Source organism: Bradyrhizobium sp. dw_78, assembly GCF_018449525.1.
In the GTDB taxonomy this organism is placed as follows: domain Bacteria; phylum Pseudomonadota; class Alphaproteobacteria; order Rhizobiales; family Xanthobacteraceae; genus Bradyrhizobium.
This window is the reverse complement of the sequence record NZ_JAAVUS010000006.1, coordinates 163,974-185,646: the sequence shown is the minus strand read 5'-3', so window position 1 is coordinate 185,646 and position 21,673 is coordinate 163,974. Positions and strand designations below refer to the sequence as shown.

Here is a 21,673-nt window from a genome sequence, read left to right as displayed (position 1 = left end):
TCCCGTTTCCCTGCCCTATCGTCTACCCTGGATCAGTTCTTGTAAATCTGGTCGAAAACACCGCCTTCGCTGAAATGTTCCTTCTGCGCCTTGGTCCAGCCGCCGAATACGTCGTCGATCGTGAACAGTTCGACCTTGGCGAACGATGCCTCGTATTTTTTGGCGATTTCGGGATCGCGTGGCCGGTAGGAGTTGCGCGCCGCAATCTCCTGACCTTCCTTGCCATACCAGTATTTCAAATAGGCCTCGGCGACGGCGCGGGTGCCTTTTTTATCGGCAACCGTATCGACGACCGCCACCGGCGGTTCTGCGAGAATCGACAGCGGCGGCGCCACGATCTCAAACTTGTCCTTACCGAATTCGCGCTGGGCGAGGTAGGCCTCGTTCTCCCATGCCAGCAGCACGTCGCCGACCCCGCGCTCCACGAAGGTGACGGTCGAGCCGCGCGCGCCGGTATCCAGCACCGGCACGTTCTTGTAGACATCGGCGACGAATTGCTTCGCCTTGTCGGCCGAACCGTATTTCTTCAGCGCGTAGCCCCAGGCGGCCAGATAATTCCAGCGCGCGCCGCCGGATGTCTTCGGATTCGGCGTGATGACGCTGACGCCGGGCTTGATCAGATCGTCCCAGTCCTTGATGCCCTTCGGATTGCCCTTGCGCACCAGGAACACGATGGTCGACGTGTAGGGCGAGGCGTTCTGCGGCAGCCGTTTCTGCCAGTCGGCCGCGATCAATCCCTTGGCCGCGATGGCGTCGATGTCATAGGCGAGCGCCAGGGTGACGACATCGGCCTGCAATCCGTCGATCACGGCGCGCGCCTGCGAGCCGGAGCCGCCATGCGACTGCTTGATCTCGACGCTCTTGCCGGTTTCCTTCTGATAGGCGGCCGCGAACGCCTTGTTGAAATCCACATAGAGCTCGCGGGTCGGATCGTAGGACACGTTGAGCAGCGTGATATCCGCGGCGAACGCCGAACCGGCCCACAGCAATCCCGCGACGATGAACAAAATACGGCGCATCATTTCCATCTCCGTCAACTGACGACCGACCTGTCGTCGCACGCGGTGAAACTCGTGGCGAAGCCGCTTCAAGTCAACGAAACCGGATTCCTTTGTTTGCCGCGTCGCAGTGACATTGTTCCAAGAAAGTCTCGCTCTAGGAAATCCGGGCCGTATGGATGCCGCATTCCGTCTTGGCCCGGCCACGCCAGCGGCCGGCGCGCGCATCCTCATCCGGCGCGGCGCGGCTGGTGCAGGGCATGCAGCCGACCGACAGATAGCCTTGGGCCGCGAGCGGATGCGGCGGCAATTTCTCCAGCGCGTAGATCGCAGCCAGCTCTTCGCGCGAGACATTGGCGAACGGGTTGAATTTCAGCCTGGCGCCATCGTTCTCGACCACCGGAATGGCAACGCGGGCCCCGCCCTGAAAACGCTTGCGGCCGTTGATCCAGGCGGCGAACGGCGCCAGAGCGCGCGCCAGCGGCTCGACTTTCCGGATTCGGCAGCAGGCATCGGGATCCGAAAACCACAATTCGCGGTTCGCGTCCTCGCGCGATAGCGTCTCCTCGAGCGGCTTAATCGAACGGACATCGCGCAAGCCGAGTTGCGCGATCAGCGCGTCGCGATAGGCCAGCGTCTCCTCGAACAACTGCCCGGTATCGAGAAAGATCACCGGGATCGCCGGATCGACATCCGCCATCACCTTGAGCAGCGCGGCCGACTCCGTGCCGAATGACGACACCAGCGCCAGCCGCGCTCGGCCGACCGCCTGCAAGGCCGCCGCGATGACTTCCGCGGGCGTGGCGTCGCGCAGCGTATGGTCGAGCGTTTCGGCCGATGGCGAGACCGATGAGCCATCCGCAGGTTCCGGCGACAAATCGGCGGACAGGCTCACTGGCCGGCGCTTTCGGAATGACGCAATTGCATGCGCCGGTTCAGCGCCGTGATCCGGCCATCGCCGGTCGGCTGGTAAAACACCGAATAGCGCTTGGCGGTCGCGGCAAAGGCTTCGGCGTCGCTTTCCTTCTTGACCTCGAAGGTATCGAATCCGGCCCGCAGCATGAACACGAACTGGTCGCGCAACACCTGGCCGGTGGCGCGCAATTCGCCGCGATAGCGATGGCGCTCGCGCAGCAACCGCGCTTGGCTGTAGGCGCGGCCGTCACGGAAGCTCGGGAACACCAGCGCGACGGCAGCGAGCCGGTCGAGATAGGGCACGAGGTCGTCGATATCGCGATTGTTCGGCCAGACCACGCCGGTCTTCCCGGCCCGGCGCAACAGCGTTTCGGGATCTTCGAGGAACCGGGCCGCCGGGATCAGGATCGCGCCGTCGGCCGGCAGTTCGGCACCGTCGGCGACATGGACAAACGGGTCGTCGCTGATCTGTCCGTTCTTAACGAGTGGCATAGACCCGCTCCCTGAAAGGTTCGACGCCGAGGCGCTTGACGGTGTCGATGAACAATTCATCGGGGTTCGCGCGCAGCGCCAGATAGGCCTCGACGATATCCTCGATCACGTCGGCAACCTCGCCATAGCGCACGGCGGGGCCGATCAAGGTGCCGACGACGGCATGTTCGTCGGCACGGCCGCCGATCGTGATCTGGTAGAATTCCTCGCCGTTCTTCTCGACGCCGAGAATGCCGATATGGCCGACATGGTGGTGGCCGCAGGCGTTGATGCAGCCGGAGATATTGATGTGCAGCCGCCCGATCAGATTGGCGGTCTCGTGATTGGCAAAGCGCCGTGTGATCTCCTGCGCGATCGGGATCGAGCGCGCATTGGCGAGCGAGCAATAGTCCAGTCCCGGGCAGGCGATGATGTCGGAAACCAAATTGATGTTCGGGGTCGCGACGCCGATCCTGTCGAGCGCGCGCCACAGCATCGGCAGGTCGCGTTTGGCGACATGCGGCAGCGCCAGATTCTGCTCGTGGCCGACGCGAATCTCGCCAAAGGAATATTTCTCGGCAAGGTCGGCGATCGCATCCATCTGCTCGGCGGTGGCGTCGCCGGGCGGTCCGCCCACCGGCTTCAGCGACAGCGTCACGATCGCATAGCCGGGCACCTTGTGCGGAAACACCGAGTTCTTGCGCCACGCCTCGAACTTCGGGTCATGCGCGGCCTTCTTCAATTCTTCCGGCAAGTTCGGAAGGTTTTCGTACACCGGATAGGTGAAGCGCGAGCGGACCTCCTCGATCACGGCGTCGTCCAGCGCCAGCGCGCCGTCGCGGATCTGCAACCACTCTTGCTCGACCTCTTTCGCGAACTTCTCGATCCCGAGTTCATGCACCAGGATCTTGATGCGCGCCTTGTAGATATTGTCGCGGCGGCCGTACTGGTTGTAGACGCGCAGGATCGCCTCGACATAGCTCAGGAGATCGCGCCCGGCGACGAACGGCTTGATGGTCTTGCCGATGAACGGCGTGCGGCCGAGCCCACCGCCGACCAGCACCTCGAAACCGGTCTCGCCTTGCGCATTCTTGTGCAGGCGCAGGCCGATGTCATGCACCTTGATCGCGGCGCGGTCGTGCTCGGAAGCGGTGATCGCAAATTTGAACTTGCGCGGCAGGAACGAGAATTCCGGATGCAGCGTGGTGTATTGCCGCAGCAATTCCGACCAGATGCGGGGATCCTCGATCTCGCCGGGCGCGACGCCCGCCCACTGGTCGGAGGTGACGTTGCGGGTGTTGTTGCCCGAGGTCTGCATGGCGTGGATGCCGACCTCGGCGAGATCGGCCAGCGCGTCCGGCAGATCGGTCAGCTTGATCCAGTTGAACTGGATGTTCTGCCGCGTGGTGAAATGCCCGTAGCCGCGATCATAGCGCCGCGCCACATGCGCCAGCTGCCGCAACTGCTTCGACGACAGCGTGCCGTAGGGAATCGCCACCCGGAACATATAGGCGTGCAATTGCAGATAGACGCCGTTCTGCAGCCGCAGCATCTTGAATTCGTCCTCGCTCAGTTCGCCGGACAGCCGGCGCCTGACCTGATCGCGGAATTCTGAAACACGCTCATTGATGAGCGTGCGGTCGAGTTCGTCATATGCATACATGTGAGCTAAGCCTTATGCCGGCACTGGAAGGCCGATGGTGAGGCCTTCGGACCGGATCTGTTCACGCAAATTGCCGGGCTCGATCGCGCCGTCATCCCCGATTTCGACCGGCGCGATATAGGCGCCGATGGCGCCGAGATCGTCGGCCGCCGCTTCCGCCAGCAGCGCACGCGCCTCGTCTACCTCACGCACAATCGCCGCTTCGGACAGATCGGTTGTCCAGTTCTTCGCGGCCGTGCGGTAGATCACAACGCCATCCCAGGTGCGGTTCGCGGTCACCACCGACGGCCCCGTGATCTTGATTTTTTGTTGCAGCGGAGAGGTCATTCGGCGGCTTCCAGCATTCTCGAGATCATCTGGTTGAAGTTTTGACGGCTCCACGGCGCGGAATGCGCGACCACGTCGCCGATCACGAGGATCGCGGGCCCGTTGTCGATGCGTTCGACCAGGCCGGGCAATTCGTCCAGCGTTCCAACCGCGGCCTGCGCGTCGAGCCATGTCACGCGCGCGAACACGCCGACCGGCGTTTGCGGCGAGCGGCCCGCGGCGAGCAACCCGGCACGCACCGAGACGGCGGCGGTCATGCCCATATAGACGACCACGGTCATCTTCTCGTCGGTCAGCGTCGACCAATCGACGGCTTCGGCATCCCTGGCCTTATGCGCGGTGAGAAAGGTGATGCGCAGCGCCTCGTGGCGAAATGTCAGCGGCACTTCGAATTGCGCGGCGGCGCCAAGGCCTGCGGTAATTCCCGGCACCACCGAATAGGCAATGCCGGCCTTGCGCAGCGCCTCGATTTCCTCGCCGCCGCGGCCGAAGATAAGGGGATCGCCGCCCTTCAGCCGCACCGCGCGCTGTCCCGATCGCGCCGCCTCGATCAGCAATTTGTTGATCGCCAGCTGGCCGATGCCGGGCTTTCCAACCCGTCGCCCGACTGCGATGCGCGCCGCGTCGCGTCGCGCGCGGTCGAGAATTTCAGGCGAGACCAGTTCATCGTAAAAAACGACGTCGGCATCCTGCAGCGCCCGCAAGGCCTTGATCGTCAACAGGTCCGGATCGCCCGGACCGGCGCCGACCAGCGTCACCCGGCCCTCGGCTTCGCCCGACGCCGTGGCGCCGGCAAAGGTCGACGCATCGCCGATCTCCGTCAGCGCCTGCTCGGCCTCGTTGCCGCGGCCGGCGAGAACCAGCGCGCCGATCGGACCGTCGACCACGCGCTCCCAGAAGCGGCGGCGCAAAGCGAGTTCGGGAATACGCGTGTGAATCTGCTTGCGCCAGCGGCCGATAAAACCGGCGAGATCGCCGATGCGCGCCGGCAGCATCGCCTCGATCCGCTCGCGTACGCGGCGCGCTACCACCGGCGAGGCGCCGCCGGTGCCGATCGCGACCACCACGTCGCCGCGATCGACGATCGCGGGAAAAATGAAGGTCGAATGCGCAAGCTCGTCCATGACATTCACGGGCAGGCCGGCGGCTTTCGCCCGCACCGACATCGCCGGACCGGTCTCGCCGGCGCCCGCGCACACCACCGCGATCACGCCACCAAGATCGGCGCTCAGGGGATCGCCGTCCGCGCATTCGATATGTGCGGCGTCCTTTGCATCCAGCCAACCGAGATCGCGGTTGCCGTCGGTTGCAAACCAGCGGACGCGCGCGCCAGCCGCCGCCAGCAGGCGCAATTTCGTCCGCACCGGATCGCCGGCGCCAACAACCAGCACCGCTCCGCTTTGCAGATCGAGAAATACCGGCAGGAATCGCATGCGCTACTCTCTTCCCCGCTTTCGGGGTTGACTGGAATTATTTTCTATATATCTCTCTTTAAAAGCCTGCAAAGGGAAAATTATTTCTTCTTGATTGCTGCGCAACTGTAGAATTTTCGCCTTCGGAGGCCTCAGTCGATAGATGCATCTTCTCGATAACGATTCAGTCGGAGACCGGTTGCCTGATGCGAACCAGAATGAAGCAAATTCAGCACCATTCACCCCGAGCGAAGGGCGATTGTCCGCGCCTTCGATGGACCATCTCGACGAGCTCGAGGCCCAGAGCATCTACATTCTGCGCGAGGCTTTCGCCCGGCTGAAGAAGCTGGCGCTGCTGTGGTCGCTGGGCAAGGATTCCAACGTCATGATCTGGCTGGCGCGCAAGGCTTTTTTCGGCCGCGTGCCGTTTCCCGCGCTGCATGTCGACACCGGCAAGAAATTTCCGGAGATGTATGCGTTTCGCGATCGCTACGGCAAGGAATGGGAGCTCGATCTCAGGATAGAGCCCTGCCCGCCGATCGACGCCGTCGATCCGACCCTGCCGCCGGCCGCGCGATCCGCCGCTCGCAAGACCGAGGGGCTGAAGCTCGCGCTGACCAAATATGGTTTTGACGGCCTGATCGCCGGCATTCGCCGCGACGAGGAGGCGACCCGCGCCAAGGAGCGCGTGTTCTCGCCGCGCGGTACCGAGGGCGAGTGGGACGTGCGCGACCAGCCGCCGGAATTCTGGGATCAGTTCAACGCCTCGCCGCCGCCGGGCGCGCATCTGCGCATCCATCCGATCCTGCATTGGACCGAGGCCGACATCTGGGCCTACACCAAGCGCGAGAACATCCCGATCATCCCGCTCTATCTGGCCAGGGACGGCAAGCGCTATCGCTCGCTCGGCGATGCCGACATCACCTCTCCGATCGCGTCATCGGCCTCCAGCGTCGATGAAATCCTGACCGAGTTGGCGCTGACAAAGGTGCCCGAACGCGCCGGACGCGCGCTCGATCACGAAACCGAGGACGCCTTCGAGCGGCTGCGCGTCGCCGGCTATCTCTGAACGGCATGAATGACGAATTGAGCAGTGTGATGAGTGCGCCCGTCCCCACCATGATAGCAGCGATGCCGAACGGCACTACCCGGCCGCAGGTCCGCATCGTCATCGTCGGCCATGTCGACCACGGCAAGTCCACTTTAGTAGGCCGCCTGTTGTTCGAGACCGGCAGCCTGCCCGAAGGCAAGCTGGAGATGCTGAAAGAGGTCAGCGCCCGGCGCGGCATGCCGTTCGAATGGTCGTTCCTGCTCGATGCGCTGCAGACCGAGCGCGACCAAGGCATCACTATCGACACCACGCAAATCCGCTTCCGCACCCGCTCCCGCGACGTGGTGCTGATCGACGCGCCCGGTCATGCCGAATTCCTGCGCAACATGATCACCGGCGCTTCGCAGGCGGACGGCGCGGTGCTGATCATCGACGCGCTGGAAGGCGTGCGCGACCAGACCAGACGTCACGGCTATCTGCTGCATCTGCTCGGCGTCAAACAGGTCGTCGTGGTCGTCAACAAGATGGACCGGGTCAGTTTTGCCGCGGCCCGCTTCAAGGAAATCAGCGACGAGATTTCAGCGCATCTGACCGGCCTCGGCGTCACGCCGAAAGCGATCATTCCGATCTCGGCGCGCGACGGCGACGGCGTTGCCGCGCATACGACGAACATTCAATGGTATGACGGACCGACCGTGGTCGAGGCGCTCGACGCGCTGGAACCGGCCCGGCCGCTGGAACAGATGGCGTTACGCCTGCCGGTGCAGGCGATCTACAAATTCGACGACCGCCGCATCGTCGCCGGCCGCATCGAATCCGGACATCTTGCCGCCGGCGACGAGATCGTGATCATGCCCGCGGGTAAGATCGCCAGGATCCGCACCGTCGAAAGCTGGCCGGTTACGCCGCTCACGGGAAAACAGACCGCCGGACGATCGGTCGGCATCACGCTCGACCGCGAGCTCTTCATCGAGCGCGGCGACGTGATCGCGCATGCCGGATCGGGCCCGCGCGATACCAGGCGAATTCGCGCGCGCATTTTCTGGCTGCACGACAAGCCGCTGTCGAAGGGCGATCAGATCCTGATCCGCCTCGGCACAAGGGAAACGCGGGCCACCGTGGTTGCGATCGAGAAGGCCGTCGACCCCGGCAAGCTCGCCAACGAGGAAACGGCGTCGATCGCCCGCAACCATGTCGGCGAAATCGATCTCTCGCTGGCGCAGCCGGTCGCCGCCGATCCGCACCGAGACAATCCGCGCACCGGCCGCCTCGTGATCGAGGTCAATGGCCGGATCGCCGGCGGCGGCCTGGTGCTGTCGGTCGATGCCGGACAGCGCGCCATACCGGTCGATATCGTGCCGGTGGAATCCGCGCTGCGTGCCGACGAGCGTTCGGCGCGCTACCATCATCATGGCGCGGTGGTCTGGCTCACGGGCCTGCCGGCATCGGGAAAATCGACGCTGGCGCGCGCGCTGGAGCGCCGGCTGTTCGGCATCGGCGGCTCGCCGATCCTTCTGGACGGCGACACCCTGCGCGCCGGTCTCAACAACGACCTCGGCTTCGCGCCGAAGGACCGTTCCGAAAACATCCGGCGGCTGGCGGAAGTCGCCACCCATCTCGCCCGCAACGGACATATCGCCATCGTCGCCGCGGTGTCGCCGGCCGCCGAAGATCGCGCCGCGGCGCGCCGCATCGCAGACAGCGCGTTCCGCGAGATCTATGTCGCGACGCCGGCGGAAGTCTGCGAGAGCCGCGATCCCAAGGGGCATTACGCCAAGGCCCGCGCCGGCGTGCTGCCCGCGTTCACCGGCATCGGCAATGACTACCAGCCGCCGCGGGCGAGCGAATTGAGCATCGACACCTCGACCCGCTCGGTTACCGGGGCAATCGAGGAGATCGAGCGGATGCTGATCCGGTCGGGCATCCTGTTCGACGAGCCGGCCGACCTGGCCGCCAATATCTGACTTTTCGGCGCCTATCGGAGACGCGCTCCCTTTTCCCGCTTGCGGGAGAGGTGAAGTGAGTCCGGAGCAGACCATCGCCGCAACGAGCGTCCCGGCTTTACGCCCTTTTGATGGGCATTGAATGTTAAGGGGCATCGAAGGCCCGTCAGGGGCCTTCTCACGGCCTTGGCTTTAGCGGTAAAAGGGATCGAGGCCGCTATTGGCGGCGTTCCCTGTGATTTTGTCCCCTCAAGCTGCGCCTGGCCGCGGTTTCTCGCGAGAAAAGCCCATCATGAAGCGTATCGAAGCTCACGGATTGAAGATCGCCCCGGTTTTGTTCGACTTCATCGCCAAGGAAGCGAGTCCCAAGACCGGGATCACGCCCGACGCGTTCTGGGCCGGCCTTGCGGCCATCCTCCGCGATCTCGGCCCCAAAAATCGCGAACTGCTCGCCTTCCGCGACAATTTGCAGGCAAAAATCGACGACTGGCATCGCGCCCACAAGGGCAAGCCGTTCGACATCAACGCCTATACGGCGTTCCTGAAGGAGATCGGCTATCTCCAGCCGGAGCCTGTGACCCACAAGGTCGAGACGGCGAATGTCGATGAAGAGATCGGCAAGATCTGCGGACCGCAGCTGGTCGTCCCCCTCACCAATGCGCGCTACGCCCTGAACGCCGCGAATGCGCGCTGGGGCAGCCTGTACGACGCTTTCTATGGCACCGACGCGATCCCGCATGAAGCCGGCGAAGGCGGCAAGGGCTACAACAAGGCCCGTGGCGACAAGGTGATCGCCAAGGCCAAGGCCTTGCTCGATTCGGCCGCGCCGCTGGCGACCGGCAGCCACACCGATGTCACTTCCTACAGCGTCATCGCCGGCCAGCTTGCCGTGAAACTGAAGAGCGGCAACGCCACCGCGCTGAAAAATAGCGCACAGTTCGCCGGCTACCTGGGCGACGCGGCGGCGCCTTCCGCGATCCTGCTGGTCAATAACGGCCTGCATATCGAAGTCAGGATCGACCGCAGCCACGTGATCGGCAAGGACGATTCCGCCGGCGTCGCCGACATGGTGATCGAATCCGCGGTCAGCACCATTCTCGACATGGAAGACAGCGTCGCCACGGTCGACGCCGAGGACAAGGTGCTGGTCTATCGCAACACGCTGGGGCTGATGGACGGCACGCTGTCGGCCGATTTCGAGAAGGGCGGCAAGACGCTGACCCGCGCGCTCAATCCCGACCGCGTCTACAGGACGCCGGACGGCAAGGAACTCAAATTGCACGGCCGCAGCCTGCTGTTGATGCGCAATGTCGGCCATCACATGTTCACCGACGCCGTGCTCGACGACAAGGGCGAGGAGATTCCGGAAGGCATCCTGGACGCCGCCGTCTCCGGCCTGCTCGCGATCCACGATCTCAAGGGCGCAGGCAAGACCCGCAACAGCCGCACCGGGTCGGTCTATATCGTCAAGCCGAAGATGCATGGCCCCGACGAGGTGACGCTGACCTGCGAAATGTTCGGCCGCGTCGAGCAGATGCTGGGCTTGCCGGAAAACACCATCAAGGTCGGCATCATGGACGAGGAGCGCCGCACCACTGTCAACCTGAAGGCCTGCATCCAGCGCGCCTCGAAGCGCATCATGTTCATCAACACCGGCTTCCTCGACCGCACCGGCGATGAGATCCATACCTCGATGGAAGCGGGTCCGATGATCCGCAAGAACGACATGAAGAGCCAGCCCTGGATCAAGGCCTATGAGGACTGGAACGTCGATACCGGCTTGGTCGACGGCCTGCCCGGCCATGCCCAGATCGGCAAGGGGATGTGGGCCGCGCCCGACAAGATGGCGGACATGCTGGTGCAGAAGGTCGGTCATCCGCAGGCCGGCGCCACCACCGCCTGGGTGCCGTCGCCGACGGCGGCGACGCTGCACGCGCTGCATTACCACCAGGTCAATGTGCTGGCGCGGCAGCAGGAACTGGAGAAGGGCGGCCCGCGCGCCAAGCTGTCCGACATCCTGACCATTCCGGTGTCGCAATCGAACTGGGCACCCGACGATGTGAAGCAGGAGATCGACAATAATTGCCAGGGCATTCTCGGCTATGTCGTGCGCTGGATCGACCAGGGCGTCGGCTGCTCCAAGGTGCCCGACATCCACGACGTCGGCCTGATGGAAGACCGCGCCACCTTGCGTATCTCGAGCCAGCATCTGGCCAACTGGCTGCATCAGGGCATCATCACCGAAGCCCAGGTGATGGAATCGCTGAAGCGCATGGCGGTCGTGGTCGACGGCCAGAACAAGGGCGATCCGCTCTACCGGCCGATGGCGCCTTCGTTCGACGGCACAGCCTTCAAAGCCGCCTGCGACCTGATCTTCAAGGGACGCGAGCAGCCGAACGGTTATACCGAATTCATCCTGACGGCGCGGCGCCGGGAAGCCAAGGCGGCGGGCTAACCGCCAACCCAGCCGAAGCCACGATGCCGCAGCGCGGAACGTCCCGCGGCGCGGCCCGTTGAAAACCATCTCACCTGAAAAGGAGATGGCGATGGATTGGAATCGGTTTGAAGGAAACTGGAAGCAGTTCAAGGGCGCCGCCAAGGAAAAATGGGGCAAGCTCACCGATGACGACCTCAACGTGATCGAGGGCCGGCGCGAGCAGCTCGAAGGCAAGCTGCAGCAGCGCTACGGCTTCGCCAAGGACCAGATCCGCAGAGATGTCGATGCGTGGTTCAAGACATTGAAATAGATTGCTGGCGAACAAAAAGCCCCGGCCCTTAGCCGGGGCTTTTTGCTGTGGAATAACGCTGCCCTCACGCGCTCGGTTCGCTAGAGCATGATCGGTTCTGATTGAATCAGAACCGAGGCTCCAGATTTTTGTTTTGACGCGTTTTCTTCACGCGAACCGGTATCCACTTCGCTCGAAAACGCTCTAAAACACCGCGATGTATTTCAGCAGCGAGATCACGCCGAGGACAATAACGACCACCCGGCAAATCTGCTTGGCGCGGCCGTCCAGCGGCAGCATGTTGATCAGGTAGAGAATGAGAATAACGACAAGAAATGTGATGAGTACGCTGATAATCATCATTGGCCCCCTGAGCAGGCGATTAACCTGTTGTTAGTGATCGACGGTCTCCTAACGCCCGCGACGCCCGGCCAGTTCCAGCCAGGGAACTTTTTTCCGCAGAAAATACCCCCTATTTTCAATGGTCCATATTTTTATGACAGCCGCGCGCACGGCACCAGGAATCTCTCCGACAACATCACCGGCGTAAAAGCCGATGCGGACGCATCGGCGGCAGCCGCAGCGGACGTCAAGCTTCGCGTCCGAAGCGCTGGAGGCGCAGAGCCAGACTCGGGGCGATCAGGTGACGCAGTTCCTGGGCAATATCCCCACAGCTTAACGAAGTGATTCACCAGCCATCAAGGATGAGTGCCTCCAGACCCTATAAATAAAGCGTTGTGGAGTGAAAATTTACCTTTTTGGCTCTTATTAACCACTCAAACCCGGGGGCTACCCATGCTGAATCGCATCACAGTTTCTGCGTTGCTAAAGTTTGTCATGACCATCATGGCAGCCGGCGTCGTCATCCTTTTGGCCTCCGGAGCATGGGACTCATGGGAGCGGTTGCAAGCCGCCAAGCGCATTTCGGTCATTGCAGACGCTTCGGGGGACGCCTTCCGGGCCATGCATAACCTGCGGACCGACCGGTCCACGACCGCTCGTTCCTTGAACGCCGACGTCCCGATATCCGCCGAAACCGAACAATATCTTCGCGGCCTCCGGGATGGCGAGACTCCGGCGCTGCGGGCAGCGCTTGTCGTGCTGCCGCAGGCAGAGTTCGAGGGCAAGGCTTCGCTGCTTCCCGAATTGCAGCAGCTGAGCCAGAGCCTGTTCGGCCTGCAAACCGAATCCTGGGACCAGATCCACCAGCCCAAGGCGTCACGGCGTCCGTCGCTGGCCAAGGAATATTTCGACAACAACAACGCCCTGATCGCAAACCTGGAAAAGATTTCCGCGGCACTTGCGGCGGCGGTGAATCACCACGATCCGGTGGTCGACCAGCTTCTGGCGATCAAGCAAACGGCATGGTTGCTGCGCTACACCAAGGGCGATATCGCGATCATGCTGTCCAACGCGCTCAACAGCGGCAAGCTTTCGCCGGAACAGCAGAAAGACTATGTGAAGCTTATCGGCGGGACCGAAACCGCGTGGTCCGCACTTGAGCTCTCGGCCTCGGGCATGCAGTTGCCGCCGAGCCTCACCACGGCGTTTGCCGAGGTCAAGGCGGCCTATTTCGACCCGCAGTTTCTGGCGCTCAGCGATCGGCTTGTGAATGCATTGGCCACGGGAGAAAAGCCGGAAATGCCGGCAACCAGCTTTACTCCCCTGATCGTCGGACGCATGAGCAGCGCCGTGAAGCTCGCGGAAAAGGCACTCGACGAGGCCAAGGCCTACACCGATTCACAGATCGCCGCCGCGCAGCAATCGCTGATCCTGCAACTGGTGCTGCTGGCGGGGGCGCTGGGCGTGGCGTTTGTCAGCATGATGGCGGTCAGTCGCCGCGTCATCAGGCCGCTGCACGGGATTCGCGATACGATGCTGAAGGTCGCCGCCGGCGATCTCGCGGTCGATATCGGTTACGCCGACCGGCAGGACGAGATCGGCGCGCTGGCCGGTGCGCTCGAAACCTTCAAGCAACAGGCCGCGGACAAGCTCAAGATCGAAGCCCAGGAGCGCGAGCGCAACGCCGGTGCGGCTGCCCGGCAGCGGGCGATCGAGGCCCTTGTCGGCAAATTCGAAGACCAGGTGCGCCAGACGCTGCAACAGCTCGGTGATGCGTCCGGCCAGATGCGGACGACATCCTCGAGCCTGTCCACCGTCTCGCGTCAGACCAATGAGCGCGTCGAAGTCGCGGAAAAAGCTTCCGGCGAGGCCTCGATGAGTGTCGAGAATGTCGCTTCTGCCTCGGAAGAACTGAGCGCCTCGATCAACGACATCAGCCAGCAGGCGGCCCATGCGGCCGGGATCGCCAGCCGCGCGGTCAATCAGGCGCGGGAGACCGACAGCACGGTGCAGGGACTGGCGAAATCGGCCGGCCGTATCGGCGAGGTGATCGGCCTGATCAACTCCATCGCCGCCCAGACCAATCTGCTGGCCTTGAACGCGACCATCGAAGCCGCCCGAGCCGGCGATGCCGGCCGCGGCTTCGCCGTGGTGGCATCCGAGGTCAAATCGCTGGCGAGCCAGACCGCCAAGGCCACCGAAGACATTTCGGAGCAGATCGCCGACATCCAGAAAGTGGCCAGCGATGCCGTCGACGCCATCAAGGGCATCGGCAACAGCATCGGCGAGGTGAACGAGGTCGCCACCGCGATCGCGGCCGCGGTCCAGCAACAGGGCACCGCCACCCAGGAGATCTCGCGCAGCACCCAGCATGCCGCGCAGGGCACCAAGAACGTCTCCGACAACATCACCGGCGTCAAAGCCGACGCGGACGCATCGGCGGCAGCCGCAGAGAACGTCAGGCTCGCGTCCGAAACACTGGAGGCGCAGAGCCAGGCGCTGGGCGATCAGGTGACGCAGTTCCTGGGCAATATCCGCGCGGCTTAACCCGGCGCTCCATGAGAGCCCGGTTCTGATTGAATCAGAACCGATAAGGCTACTCCCGAGCCACCACCGGCACGTGCCGGTATTTCGCAAGCACGGATGTTGGAACGCGCGAGAAATTCAGCGCCGCCCCGCGCTTGTCCGGATCTCGTTGGACAGCCATCAGCCCGTCAGCGCTGGCGACGATGTCGCCCTTGCGCAATGTCGGATCGCTGCCGATGTCGACATGAGCAAGACCGAACTGGTCCTTGCCGTTGCAGGTGCAGCCCGCAACGATCTCGTTGCGATAGCGAAAGGCATTCGGCAGTTCGGAATATGGCTTGCCGCTCTCGGTCGCTGCCTCGTCGATATTGCTGCCATAGACCACCCTGGTTTCGCTCGCCGGGCAGAAGCTGTTGCACGACGCCGCCCGGCTCTCATTGTCGGATCCCACGATCGGGAAATAGCGCCCATCGCAGCTGCGCACGCAATAGGCCTGGCCGCCTGCATAGCGCGAACGTGTCTGGCCCTGCGGAACAGCGGGACGGCCGTTGCCCTCATTGGCGAAGGGTAATGGAAGCGCGGGCGCATGCGGCTGGCCACCGCCAAATGTATCGAATAACGCGGAGAAAAAATCCCCGGCTTCCGCGGTGCTCGCCGGACACAGAATGCCGGCAAAGCCGCATACGATAGCCGCCGCCCAAAATCCCAGCCGCTTCTCGGATCGACTACGCATGTTCGCCTCCGGAAACCGGTCGCCGGCCTCAATCAACCGGCGAGACCGCAAGGTTCATCGCCTCGCGGCCCGATGGCAGCCTGGTTACCACGGGACGCGCAACGGTGGCGGCACGATCCGGCATCGCCGCCCTCGCCTCGATATGCGGCCCGTTCTTCGGCAGCACCACGACCCTGGCGCCGACTCCGACGCGGCTGAAAAGATCCTCGACATCTTCGTTGGTCAGACGAACACAACCGCTGGAGACGAACTTGCCGATAGTCGAGGGATCGTTGGTGCCGTGAATGCGATATTCGCTGGCACCGAGATACATGGCGCGTGCGCCGAGCGGATTGCCGCGACCGCCGGCCATAAAGCGCGGCAGATAAGGCTGGCGCGCAATCATTTCAGCCGGCGGACGCCAATCCGGCCACTCCGCCTTGCGCGAGATCGTCTGCGTGCCGGACCAGGTAAAGCCCTGGCGGCCGACGCCGATGCCATATCGAATGGCCTGGCCGTGACCGAGCACGTAATAGAGCGTGGTGTCGCCGGTATCGATGATGACGGTGCCGGGCGCTTCGCGGGTGTCGAGATTGACGATCGCGCGCCGCAGCCGCTCGGGCAGAACGTTTGCCGCTCCGCCATCGCCGTCATCGGTCAGCGCCGGCTGATCGGGTGCCATGATGTTGTCTGACGAAAATGCCGGCTGCGGCGCGGCCGAATAGCCGAGCGCCTGCGCGTTTGCCGTACCGGCAAGAGGCGATAGCAACAACGTGCCGGCAAAGACGAACATACCGGCCGCGCGGACCGACGTCCTGCGAGTGGCTGCAAATAATGGCTGTGTCATGAGACGCCCCTGAACGGATGTGCATCACGCCGATGCACAGACCCAACAAACGCGCACCGGCCCCTCACAGTTCCCCCGCGGCGATTCGTAACACCCCCCTGTCAAGCATAAATGGCTTCACGTCTCTGCGACGGAACCTTCCGCGCGCTTGCGGATTGGAGGGAGGCGCAGGCTTTCGCAATATGCGCGTGCCGGCTGCAGCGCCCTCGATCGAGGGAAGGAGAACCCTCGTGCGTGTCCTTCCCAGTCGTGTCCCTTCCAGTGGACGTTTTCTCTCCGACAAGCGGACAAGCACTCCCGCTCCCGACAGCAAAGGCGCTTTGTCGCCTGTTATCCACCGTGCCGATCTCGTTGCGTTTTCGCTCGCCGTGCTCCTCGTCATTTGTGTCATCGCGGTGCTTTACGTCGCCAAGGCGTTCTTTCTTCCGGTCGTGATGGCGTTCGTGGTCGGCACCATGCTGTCGCCGGCCGCAAGCTTCCTCGAGCGATACCGAATTCCGCGTTCCGTCGGCGCCGTCGTGATCGTCAGCGCCGTCGCAGCAGCCGTGACCTTCATGGTGGGCTTGATTTCCTCCCCGCTGATGGAATGGAGCACGCGGCTGCCTGAACTGGCCACGCGGCTAAGGGACAAGCTTCATTTGTTCGATCGCCCGCTGGCGCTCTGGCAGGACCTGCAGAACATGGTTGGCGCGGCACCGACGCTGACCCCGTTTCAGTTGCCGAAGATCGAATGGGTTCAGCCGACGCTGGAATTTCTGTCGCCGACGCTCACGGAATTTCTGCTGTTCTGCGCGACGCTGGTGTTGTTCATCGCGAGCTGGAAGGATCTGCGGCGCACGCTGATCATGACGTTCGGCGGTCAGGAGGACCGGCTGCGGATGCTGCGCATCCTCAACGCAATCGAGGTGCAGCTCGGCAGCTATCTCCTGACCGTGACGATGATCAACACCGGGGTCGGCATCGCAACCGGCCTGGTCTGCGCGCTCACGGGAATGCCCAACCCGGCGGGACTTGGCGCACTTGCCGCCACGTTGAATTTCCTCCCGATCATCGGGCCGGTCGCGACGTTCGTGATCCTGACGGCGGTCGGCGTCATGGCGTTTCCGACGATCGGCGCCGGGCTGATCGCGCCGCTCGCCTTTGCCGGAATCGCCTTCATGGAAGGCCATTTCGTCACGCCGACCATCATCGGCCGCCGGCTCGCGCTGAACGCGCTCGCGGTGTTCATGGCGCTGGCGTTCTGGACATGGCTGTGGGGGCCGATGGGCGGCTTCCTGTCATCGCCGCTTTTGATCGTGGCGCTCATTCTCAAAGAGCATCTGATGCCGGTGGATGCGCCGCAATTTCCAGCGGATTGATCCGGACCTCGCGGCCAAGGAACTTCCGGGAATCCGGCGCGTTTTTCCATAGTCTATCTTCAATCTCCAGGAGCTTTTGATGTCGAGTACGGATGGCGAAATCGGAATGAAAAACATGACGGATAAAGCAACTTATGAACGCCTCGAAAAGGATGTCACAGCCGTGAAAAACGATATCGCCGCCTTGGCCGACCAGATCACAGAAGTACTCAACAGCTTCGCCGGCACGGCCGGCAAGCAGGCGCGCCGCGGTTACAAGCAGGCCCGAGCCAATGTCGATGCGGCGGTCGATGATATGTCCGAGCGCGGCGCCACCGTGATGGGCGCAGCTCAAGATGCGGCGCATTCGATCGAGGAAACGCTGGAAGATGTCGTCGCGCAGCGCCCGCTCGCAACCATAGGCCTGGCGCTTGGGATCGGCTTTTTGATCGGCGCGACATGGCGCAAATAAACACGCCGCAAGCAGAGATGGCGCAAGTAACCGAACCGAAAATGTGCGGCCGATGACCGCACCCTCGCAGTCGATTGCCTGATTCGAGCGGCGGCGCACACGGCGCAGCCGTCCTGTTTTCCAATATCATTTGCACCTTTACACCGGGGCCTGCGATGTTTCAGCGCATGATCGATGATTTCAAGCAAGCGGCGGGCACGGCGATACGGCTGACATCGCTCGCCGCGATGGCGGCGGCGGCCTTGCTGGTCGTGATATGTTTTCTGTGCGCGGCGGCCTTTATCATCGTGCTTCAGAGATATGGCCCGGTCGAAGCCTGCCTGACGGGCGCGGCCATCTTCTTCGTGATCGCGCTGATCACGGCAGGTTATTACATGGCGCGCAAAAGCCGGATCAGGGCTCGGGCCGCCGAGGCCGCGAAATCCGCGACGCGCTCGCCGCTGGCCGACCCGATGCTGGTGGCGGCGGCCATCCAGGTGGTGCGGGCGGTTGGCATCAGGAGGCTTGTTCCACTTTTGGCCGTCGGCGGACTGGCGCTGGGATTGATGGCCGGCCGCGGCAACGCGCGCGCTTCGGATGACGAAGCGCCGAAGGCCTGATCATTCAGAACTCCTGATCGCTCAGGTCACGCAGCGGCCGGGCTGAAGCTGCTTGGCGACCTCGGTCAGGACGCTGACCACCGGCTCGCAAGCGACCACCGGCTTGTCGCCGCCGGACCTGGTCAGGGCGGCGGGACCCGGGGAGAGGCCATGCGCGTCGCCAGCGATCGGCCAACGAACCAGCACCGACGTATCGGAAAGGCCGTTCAGCCGCAGCGAAATCGTCTGTGTCCGCATCGCAGATACCGGCACGCGCATGGCGCGGTCGGTTTTCGTCGCGCGATTGATGCCGGCGGCCGGACTAAGTTCGGCCGATGATTCGGATTGGCTGAGATCGCGACCGGACGCAAATTGAATCGCGCTAATTGCGCTAAATGTCAGCGAAAGAGCAATCGAACCACAAATTCCCTTGGATAGCTGCGACATGACTATTCATCCCTCGCCCCTTGGCAATCGACAATATTTGGCGATCAGCGGGATAACGCGGTGCGGGATGGCGGGGTTCTCTGCGGCGGCTATCACTTAGGCGTGTACAAAAATAATTTGCGTCAGCGAGGGAACGATCCCGGGGAGCTGCGCGTCATCCCGGCAGCCGGTTATTCCCCCCTGCCCCATTGACCGGCGATGTAGGGCGCGGCTGTGGTGATGCCAGCCGCGCTCTACTTTTTTCCCGTGATTATGGCCTTATAAATTTGACCGCCCCACCATCCGCCCCACCTTATTGCAACCCACGTGAGTACCGAAAGGTATCGAGGGGCGCTTGGCGCGGCGATTGAAGTCACGCCCTAACGGGTTGTCTATCGATCATCCATGCATAGGGGGGCGCTAAGTCGACGTGAGGCTATCAGGCAACCTGCTTTAAGCGCTTGGCAATCTTCGCGATGGTCGCACGGCTACAGCCGGTCACACTCTGAATTGAACCCCATGACTGCTTCGAGGCGAGCATTCGCCCGATCGCCGCGTTCCGTTCCACATCTTCCGGACGCCCCTTATAGCGACCTTCGACCTTCGCCTTCGCTTGACCCTGAGCCTGCCGCCGGCGCCGATCGACGTAGTCCTTACGGGCCACGGCTGCGAGCATGTCGAGCAGCATGCCATTGATGGCCTCGAACATGCGGCCTGTAAATTCATCGCCGGCGTTGGTGGCCATCATCCAGGACGTCGGCAGATCCAACGCGACCACGCGCATGCGTCGCGCCGTCAATTCCGCCTTCAGGCGTTCCCAGTCCTCTGCGGTCAAGCGCGAGAGACGGTCAACCTGCTCGACCAGGAGGATGTCGCCGGGGTGAGCGTCGCCGAGAAGCCGGAACAGTTCCGGGCGGGCGAGCATCGCACCGCTTTCATTCTCGACATACCAGGCGGCGATCGTGAGCTTGCGCTCGGCGGCGAAGGACCGGAGCTGGTCCCGGGCACGGTTGGCATCCTGGTCGGAAGTCGACGCCCTCAGATAAGCCCGAACGAACATTTTGACCCCCTCGGTTCATTTTGGATGGTTCATATAAAATCGGTTCATTTAGAATTGTCAAATCGATTTATTGAACCAATCCATAGCCGGTTCGCTAAGGGTGTACCCAAAACAGACCATCGTTTCGGCGGGCATACGACCAAGGCAACTGGGGCGACACGCCACCACCCGGATTCAGGTCTCGGGTTCGAACTGACCATTTTCCCTAAATATTTTTTCGACTGACGATCGTGCGGAGCGGGCATCCCATAGCAGAGCGATGAAAGCCAGTTCGCCAAACTTAGGGGCGCCGGGCGAGACGGCTCGCGGGTAAGAGGAGATCGGCTTGCCGAAAGATCGATTATCGACCCGGCCGCCGTGCCCACGCTGATTCAGGTTTCTTCGTTAACTCTCCCGGTTTATTCGTTTCAGAAGGGGGGAAGTAACGGGGGGCGTTCACCGAAAATGTGCCTACGCTGGTGCCTACTCTGATCTCAAATTGATCGTTACGCTATTGGGCGCGATGATTGAGCTATTTTGACCAGACAGCGCGTCGTCACATCACTAGATTGTAGAGGTGCAGGCTGGCACCGAACTAACTCCAAGAACTTCTCACCCCCTGCATCGGGACCCTGCCCGTTCCGGTGCAGGGTTTTCTTTGACCCGGCCAAACTGAAGCGCGCCGGCGAACTCGGGCCGACGGACGGATTGAAATGTCACAGGGGGCCGACGCCAAAACTGGTATTCGATCGCTTGCCGAAAGCCAGGCCGTGGAAGCGCCGCAAGCGAACGCCTGGTTGATGACGGTCCGTGTCTTATTTTCCCTTGCGATCCCGGCGTTGACTGCTATCGCGGCCTATCTTGCGATCCGATGGGTGACGGGTGTCCATCTCTAACGTAAACGTCCTGGTGGAGCGGTTTCTGACACCTGATTTACCCCGGTTCCATACCAACCCGAGCGGCTCCCGCGGTATCGATTCGGCGTGGAGTTTGGCAATGGCCTCCCGCTTGGAATCGTCAGCTCTGGCCGTACCAGGCCGGCAGCACAAACGGCGGAAACCAAATCTCGACTCAAGCGTAATCCTGGCAGGCTTGCCGCGCGGCGACACCCCCAGTCCCGGTAGCAGGTCATAGGCCCCGGCGTTTCCCCCAAGCGCCGGGGCCATTATGCTTGTGGAACGGTTCGGACGCTTTGCGCCTTAAGGGCTTGGCGGTGCAGCAGAGACTAGAGCCGGTTCGGAGAGCATCCCATTGATCGTTGTGGGTAGATATTCCGTTTGGTTTAAAACACCGATCGGCGAAGGGGCCGGGGTCGTGGAGCTAGGCTCCAACGGAGAACTTAGCGGCGGCGACAGCGCGTTCTCCTACACCGGAAATTGGGAGCGCGACGGCGAGCGCTTCACCGCCACCGTGTTCGCCAAGCGAATTGCCCCTGGACCGCCCGGCGTATTTGGGGTGGACGAAATCGATATAACTGTGGCTGGCCACTCCGATGGTGGCGTGACCGCTTCATGCACCGGCTTTGCAAAGCAGTCGCCGGGTCTGAAGTTGGAGGTCACGCTGATCCGCATGAGCAATTAGCACCACGTCGGGCCAGAAACCGGCCTCTCGTGAGTCGACGCCAGTTTCTGCTGCGCCCACCCTTAGTTGGTTGGATTTTCGTATGAAGGCTTGGAATACACGGGCACGTTGCCGATCTCACGCCCTTCGTCGTTGATTACAGCGACACGGCGGTCAGGATCGTCTTCAGGCTTATTGAGTGAAACGCCTATGGCGAGCACCGTCGCCCTGACGATTGCATCGGTGTCGTCGTCACAAAGAAAACCTGATGCATCAAAAAGCCTGTGGCCGTCCTTAACATCAAAAAAATAGCGGGGCATTTGGCAAC

The 21,673-nt window shown here is 62.6% G+C and carries 21 protein-coding genes; 9 read left to right on the top strand and 12 right to left on the bottom strand.

Features of this window, described 5'->3' with window-relative positions:
- Nucleotides 1-32 precede the first annotated feature (32 nt).
- The 6 genes from HB630_RS17220 to cysG all read right to left on the bottom strand — a co-directional run bounded on the left by HB630_RS17220 (nt 33) and on the right by cysG (nt 5,807).
- Nucleotides 33-1,022 carry a sulfate ABC transporter substrate-binding protein gene (locus HB630_RS17220; protein ID WP_213773463.1) on the bottom strand — a complete coding sequence of 330 codons (990 nt, stop codon included), beginning with the start codon at nt 1,020-1,022 and terminating at the stop codon, nt 33-35.
- A 133-nt stretch (nt 1,023-1,155) separates the two neighbouring features.
- On the bottom strand, nt 1,156-1,887 hold the full coding sequence (locus HB630_RS17215) for a phosphoadenylyl-sulfate reductase (RefSeq protein ID WP_213773644.1): 732 nt from the start codon (nt 1,885-1,887) through the stop codon (nt 1,156-1,158).
- Between the two features lie 2 nt (nt 1,888-1,889).
- Nucleotides 1,890-2,405: a DUF934 domain-containing protein gene (locus HB630_RS17210; RefSeq protein ID WP_213773462.1), complete on the bottom strand. Its 516-nt coding sequence runs from the start codon at nt 2,403-2,405 to the stop codon at nt 1,890-1,892.
- On the bottom strand, nt 2,392-4,047 hold the full coding sequence (locus HB630_RS17205) for a nitrite/sulfite reductase (RefSeq protein ID WP_213773461.1): 1,656 nt from the start codon (nt 4,045-4,047) through the stop codon (nt 2,392-2,394). Before HB630_RS17205 ends, HB630_RS17210 begins: the two co-directional genes overlap by 14 nt.
- Nucleotides 4,048-4,059: 12 nt before the next feature.
- Nucleotides 4,060-4,374, bottom strand: a complete 315-nt coding sequence (locus HB630_RS17200) for a DUF2849 domain-containing protein (protein WP_213773460.1) — start codon at nt 4,372-4,374, stop codon at nt 4,060-4,062.
- Nucleotides 4,371-5,807 carry a siroheme synthase CysG gene (cysG, locus tag HB630_RS17195; protein ID WP_213773459.1) on the bottom strand — a complete coding sequence of 479 codons (1,437 nt, stop codon included), beginning with the start codon at nt 5,805-5,807 and terminating at the stop codon, nt 4,371-4,373. The genes HB630_RS17200 and cysG overlap by 4 nt, the downstream gene beginning before the upstream one ends.
- Nucleotides 5,808-6,060: 253 nt before the next feature.
- Between cysG and cysD the strand changes: the two genes are divergently transcribed.
- The 4 genes from cysD to HB630_RS17175 all read left to right on the top strand — a co-directional run bounded on the left by cysD (nt 6,061) and on the right by HB630_RS17175 (nt 11,527).
- Entirely contained in the window at nt 6,061-6,855 is a 795-nt protein-coding gene (gene cysD, locus HB630_RS17190) for a sulfate adenylyltransferase subunit CysD (protein ID WP_249780904.1), read from the top strand.
- Between the two features lie 29 nt (nt 6,856-6,884).
- Nucleotides 6,885-8,801, top strand: coding sequence for an adenylyl-sulfate kinase (cysC, locus tag HB630_RS17185; RefSeq protein WP_213773457.1), 1,917 nt, complete (start codon nt 6,885-6,887; stop codon nt 8,799-8,801).
- A gap of 271 nt (nt 8,802-9,072) precedes the next feature.
- Nucleotides 9,073-11,235 (top strand): malate synthase G, encoded by a 2,163-nt coding sequence (locus tag HB630_RS17180; RefSeq protein WP_213773456.1) that lies wholly within the window; start codon nt 9,073-9,075, stop codon nt 11,233-11,235.
- 91 nt (nt 11,236-11,326) lie between these two features.
- Complete coding sequence (locus HB630_RS17175; RefSeq protein ID WP_213773455.1) at nt 11,327-11,527, top strand: CsbD family protein; 201 nt, start codon at nt 11,327-11,329, stop codon at nt 11,525-11,527.
- Nucleotides 11,528-11,710: 183 nt separating this feature from the next.
- On the opposite strand, the gene HB630_RS17170 is transcribed toward HB630_RS17175, so the two are convergent.
- Nucleotides 11,711-11,866, bottom strand: coding sequence for a Thivi_2564 family membrane protein (locus HB630_RS17170; protein WP_213773454.1), 156 nt, complete (start codon nt 11,864-11,866; stop codon nt 11,711-11,713).
- A gap of 435 nt (nt 11,867-12,301) precedes the next feature.
- Between HB630_RS17170 and HB630_RS17165 the strand changes: the two genes are divergently transcribed.
- Nucleotides 12,302-14,395 (top strand): methyl-accepting chemotaxis protein, encoded by a 2,094-nt coding sequence (locus tag HB630_RS17165; RefSeq protein WP_213773453.1) that lies wholly within the window; start codon nt 12,302-12,304, stop codon nt 14,393-14,395.
- Nucleotides 14,396-14,444: 49 nt separating this feature from the next.
- Here the strand turns inward: HB630_RS17165 and HB630_RS17160 are convergent, their stop codons facing one another.
- Nucleotides 14,445-15,107 (bottom strand): DUF2865 domain-containing protein, encoded by a 663-nt coding sequence (locus HB630_RS17160; protein WP_213773452.1) that lies wholly within the window; start codon nt 15,105-15,107, stop codon nt 14,445-14,447.
- Between the two features lie 28 nt (nt 15,108-15,135).
- Nucleotides 15,136-15,933 carry a L,D-transpeptidase gene (locus HB630_RS17155; RefSeq protein WP_213773451.1) on the bottom strand — a complete coding sequence of 266 codons (798 nt, stop codon included), beginning with the start codon at nt 15,931-15,933 and terminating at the stop codon, nt 15,136-15,138.
- Between the two features lie 230 nt (nt 15,934-16,163).
- On the opposite strand from HB630_RS17155, the gene HB630_RS17150 reads away from it, so the two are divergent.
- From HB630_RS17150 to HB630_RS17140, 3 genes are all read left to right on the top strand, one after another.
- Nucleotides 16,164-17,291: an AI-2E family transporter gene (locus tag HB630_RS17150; RefSeq protein WP_346656105.1), complete on the top strand. Its 1,128-nt coding sequence runs from the start codon at nt 16,164-16,166 to the stop codon at nt 17,289-17,291.
- A gap of 79 nt (nt 17,292-17,370) precedes the next feature.
- Nucleotides 17,371-17,742, top strand: a complete 372-nt coding sequence (locus HB630_RS17145) for a DUF883 family protein (RefSeq protein ID WP_213773449.1) — start codon at nt 17,371-17,373, stop codon at nt 17,740-17,742.
- Between the two features lie 155 nt (nt 17,743-17,897).
- On the top strand, nt 17,898-18,341 hold the full coding sequence (locus HB630_RS17140; protein WP_213773448.1) for a hypothetical protein: 444 nt from the start codon (nt 17,898-17,900) through the stop codon (nt 18,339-18,341).
- A 21-nt stretch (nt 18,342-18,362) separates the two neighbouring features.
- Here HB630_RS17140 and HB630_RS17135 read toward each other — a convergent pair whose 3' ends face one another.
- Nucleotides 18,363-18,767 carry a hypothetical protein gene (locus tag HB630_RS17135; RefSeq protein WP_213773447.1) on the bottom strand — a complete coding sequence of 135 codons (405 nt, stop codon included), beginning with the start codon at nt 18,765-18,767 and terminating at the stop codon, nt 18,363-18,365.
- Nucleotides 18,768-19,185: 418 nt separating this feature from the next.
- Nucleotides 19,186-19,806, bottom strand: coding sequence for a recombinase family protein (locus HB630_RS17130; RefSeq protein WP_213773446.1), 621 nt, complete (start codon nt 19,804-19,806; stop codon nt 19,186-19,188).
- 1,230 nt (nt 19,807-21,036) lie between these two features.
- Here HB630_RS17130 and HB630_RS17125 point away from each other — a divergent pair.
- Nucleotides 21,037-21,366 (top strand): hypothetical protein, encoded by a 330-nt coding sequence (locus HB630_RS17125; protein ID WP_213773445.1) that lies wholly within the window; start codon nt 21,037-21,039, stop codon nt 21,364-21,366.
- A 62-nt stretch (nt 21,367-21,428) separates the two neighbouring features.
- Here HB630_RS17125 and HB630_RS17120 read toward each other — a convergent pair whose 3' ends face one another.
- Nucleotides 21,429-21,665, bottom strand: coding sequence for a hypothetical protein (locus HB630_RS17120; protein ID WP_213773444.1), 237 nt, complete (start codon nt 21,663-21,665; stop codon nt 21,429-21,431).
- Nucleotides 21,666-21,673 lie beyond the last annotated feature (8 nt).

Bases quoted from the DNA above. Each gene is read 5' to 3' on its own strand.
- HB630_RS17130 (WP_213773446.1), bottom strand. From the start codon at position 19,806: ATGTTCGTTCGGGCTTATCTGAGGGCGTCGACTTCCGACCAGGATGCC.
- HB630_RS17180 (WP_213773456.1), top strand. From the start codon at position 9,073: ATGAAGCGTATCGAAGCTCACGGATTGAAGATCGCCCCGGTTTTGTTC.
- HB630_RS17165 (WP_213773453.1), top strand. From the start codon at position 12,302: ATGCTGAATCGCATCACAGTTTCTGCGTTGCTAAAGTTTGTCATGACC.
- HB630_RS17155 (WP_213773451.1), bottom strand. From the start codon at position 15,933: ATGACACAGCCATTATTTGCAGCCACTCGCAGGACGTCGGTCCGCGCG.
- cysC (WP_213773457.1), top strand. From the start codon at position 6,885: ATGAGTGCGCCCGTCCCCACCATGATAGCAGCGATGCCGAACGGCACT.
- HB630_RS17140 (WP_213773448.1), top strand. From the start codon at position 17,898: ATGTTTCAGCGCATGATCGATGATTTCAAGCAAGCGGCGGGCACGGCG.
- HB630_RS17160 (WP_213773452.1), bottom strand. From the start codon at position 15,107: ATGCGTAGTCGATCCGAGAAGCGGCTGGGATTTTGGGCGGCGGCTATC.
- cysD (WP_249780904.1), top strand. From the start codon at position 6,061: ATGGACCATCTCGACGAGCTCGAGGCCCAGAGCATCTACATTCTGCGC.
- HB630_RS17135 (WP_213773447.1), bottom strand. From the start codon at position 18,767: ATGTCGCAGCTATCCAAGGGAATTTGTGGTTCGATTGCTCTTTCGCTG.
- HB630_RS17200 (WP_213773460.1), bottom strand. From the start codon at position 4,374: ATGACCTCTCCGCTGCAACAAAAAATCAAGATCACGGGGCCGTCGGTG.
- HB630_RS17175 (WP_213773455.1), top strand. From the start codon at position 11,327: ATGGATTGGAATCGGTTTGAAGGAAACTGGAAGCAGTTCAAGGGCGCC.
- HB630_RS17145 (WP_213773449.1), top strand. From the start codon at position 17,371: ATGTCGAGTACGGATGGCGAAATCGGAATGAAAAACATGACGGATAAA.
- HB630_RS17220 (WP_213773463.1), bottom strand. From the start codon at position 1,022: ATGATGCGCCGTATTTTGTTCATCGTCGCGGGATTGCTGTGGGCCGGT.
- HB630_RS17120 (WP_213773444.1), bottom strand. From the start codon at position 21,665: ATGCCCCGCTATTTTTTTGATGTTAAGGACGGCCACAGGCTTTTTGAT.
- HB630_RS17205 (WP_213773461.1), bottom strand. From the start codon at position 4,047: ATGTATGCATATGACGAACTCGACCGCACGCTCATCAATGAGCGTGTT.
- cysG (WP_213773459.1), bottom strand. From the start codon at position 5,807: ATGCGATTCCTGCCGGTATTTCTCGATCTGCAAAGCGGAGCGGTGCTG.
- HB630_RS17170 (WP_213773454.1), bottom strand. From the start codon at position 11,866: ATGATTATCAGCGTACTCATCACATTTCTTGTCGTTATTCTCATTCTC.
- HB630_RS17210 (WP_213773462.1), bottom strand. From the start codon at position 2,405: ATGCCACTCGTTAAGAACGGACAGATCAGCGACGACCCGTTTGTCCAT.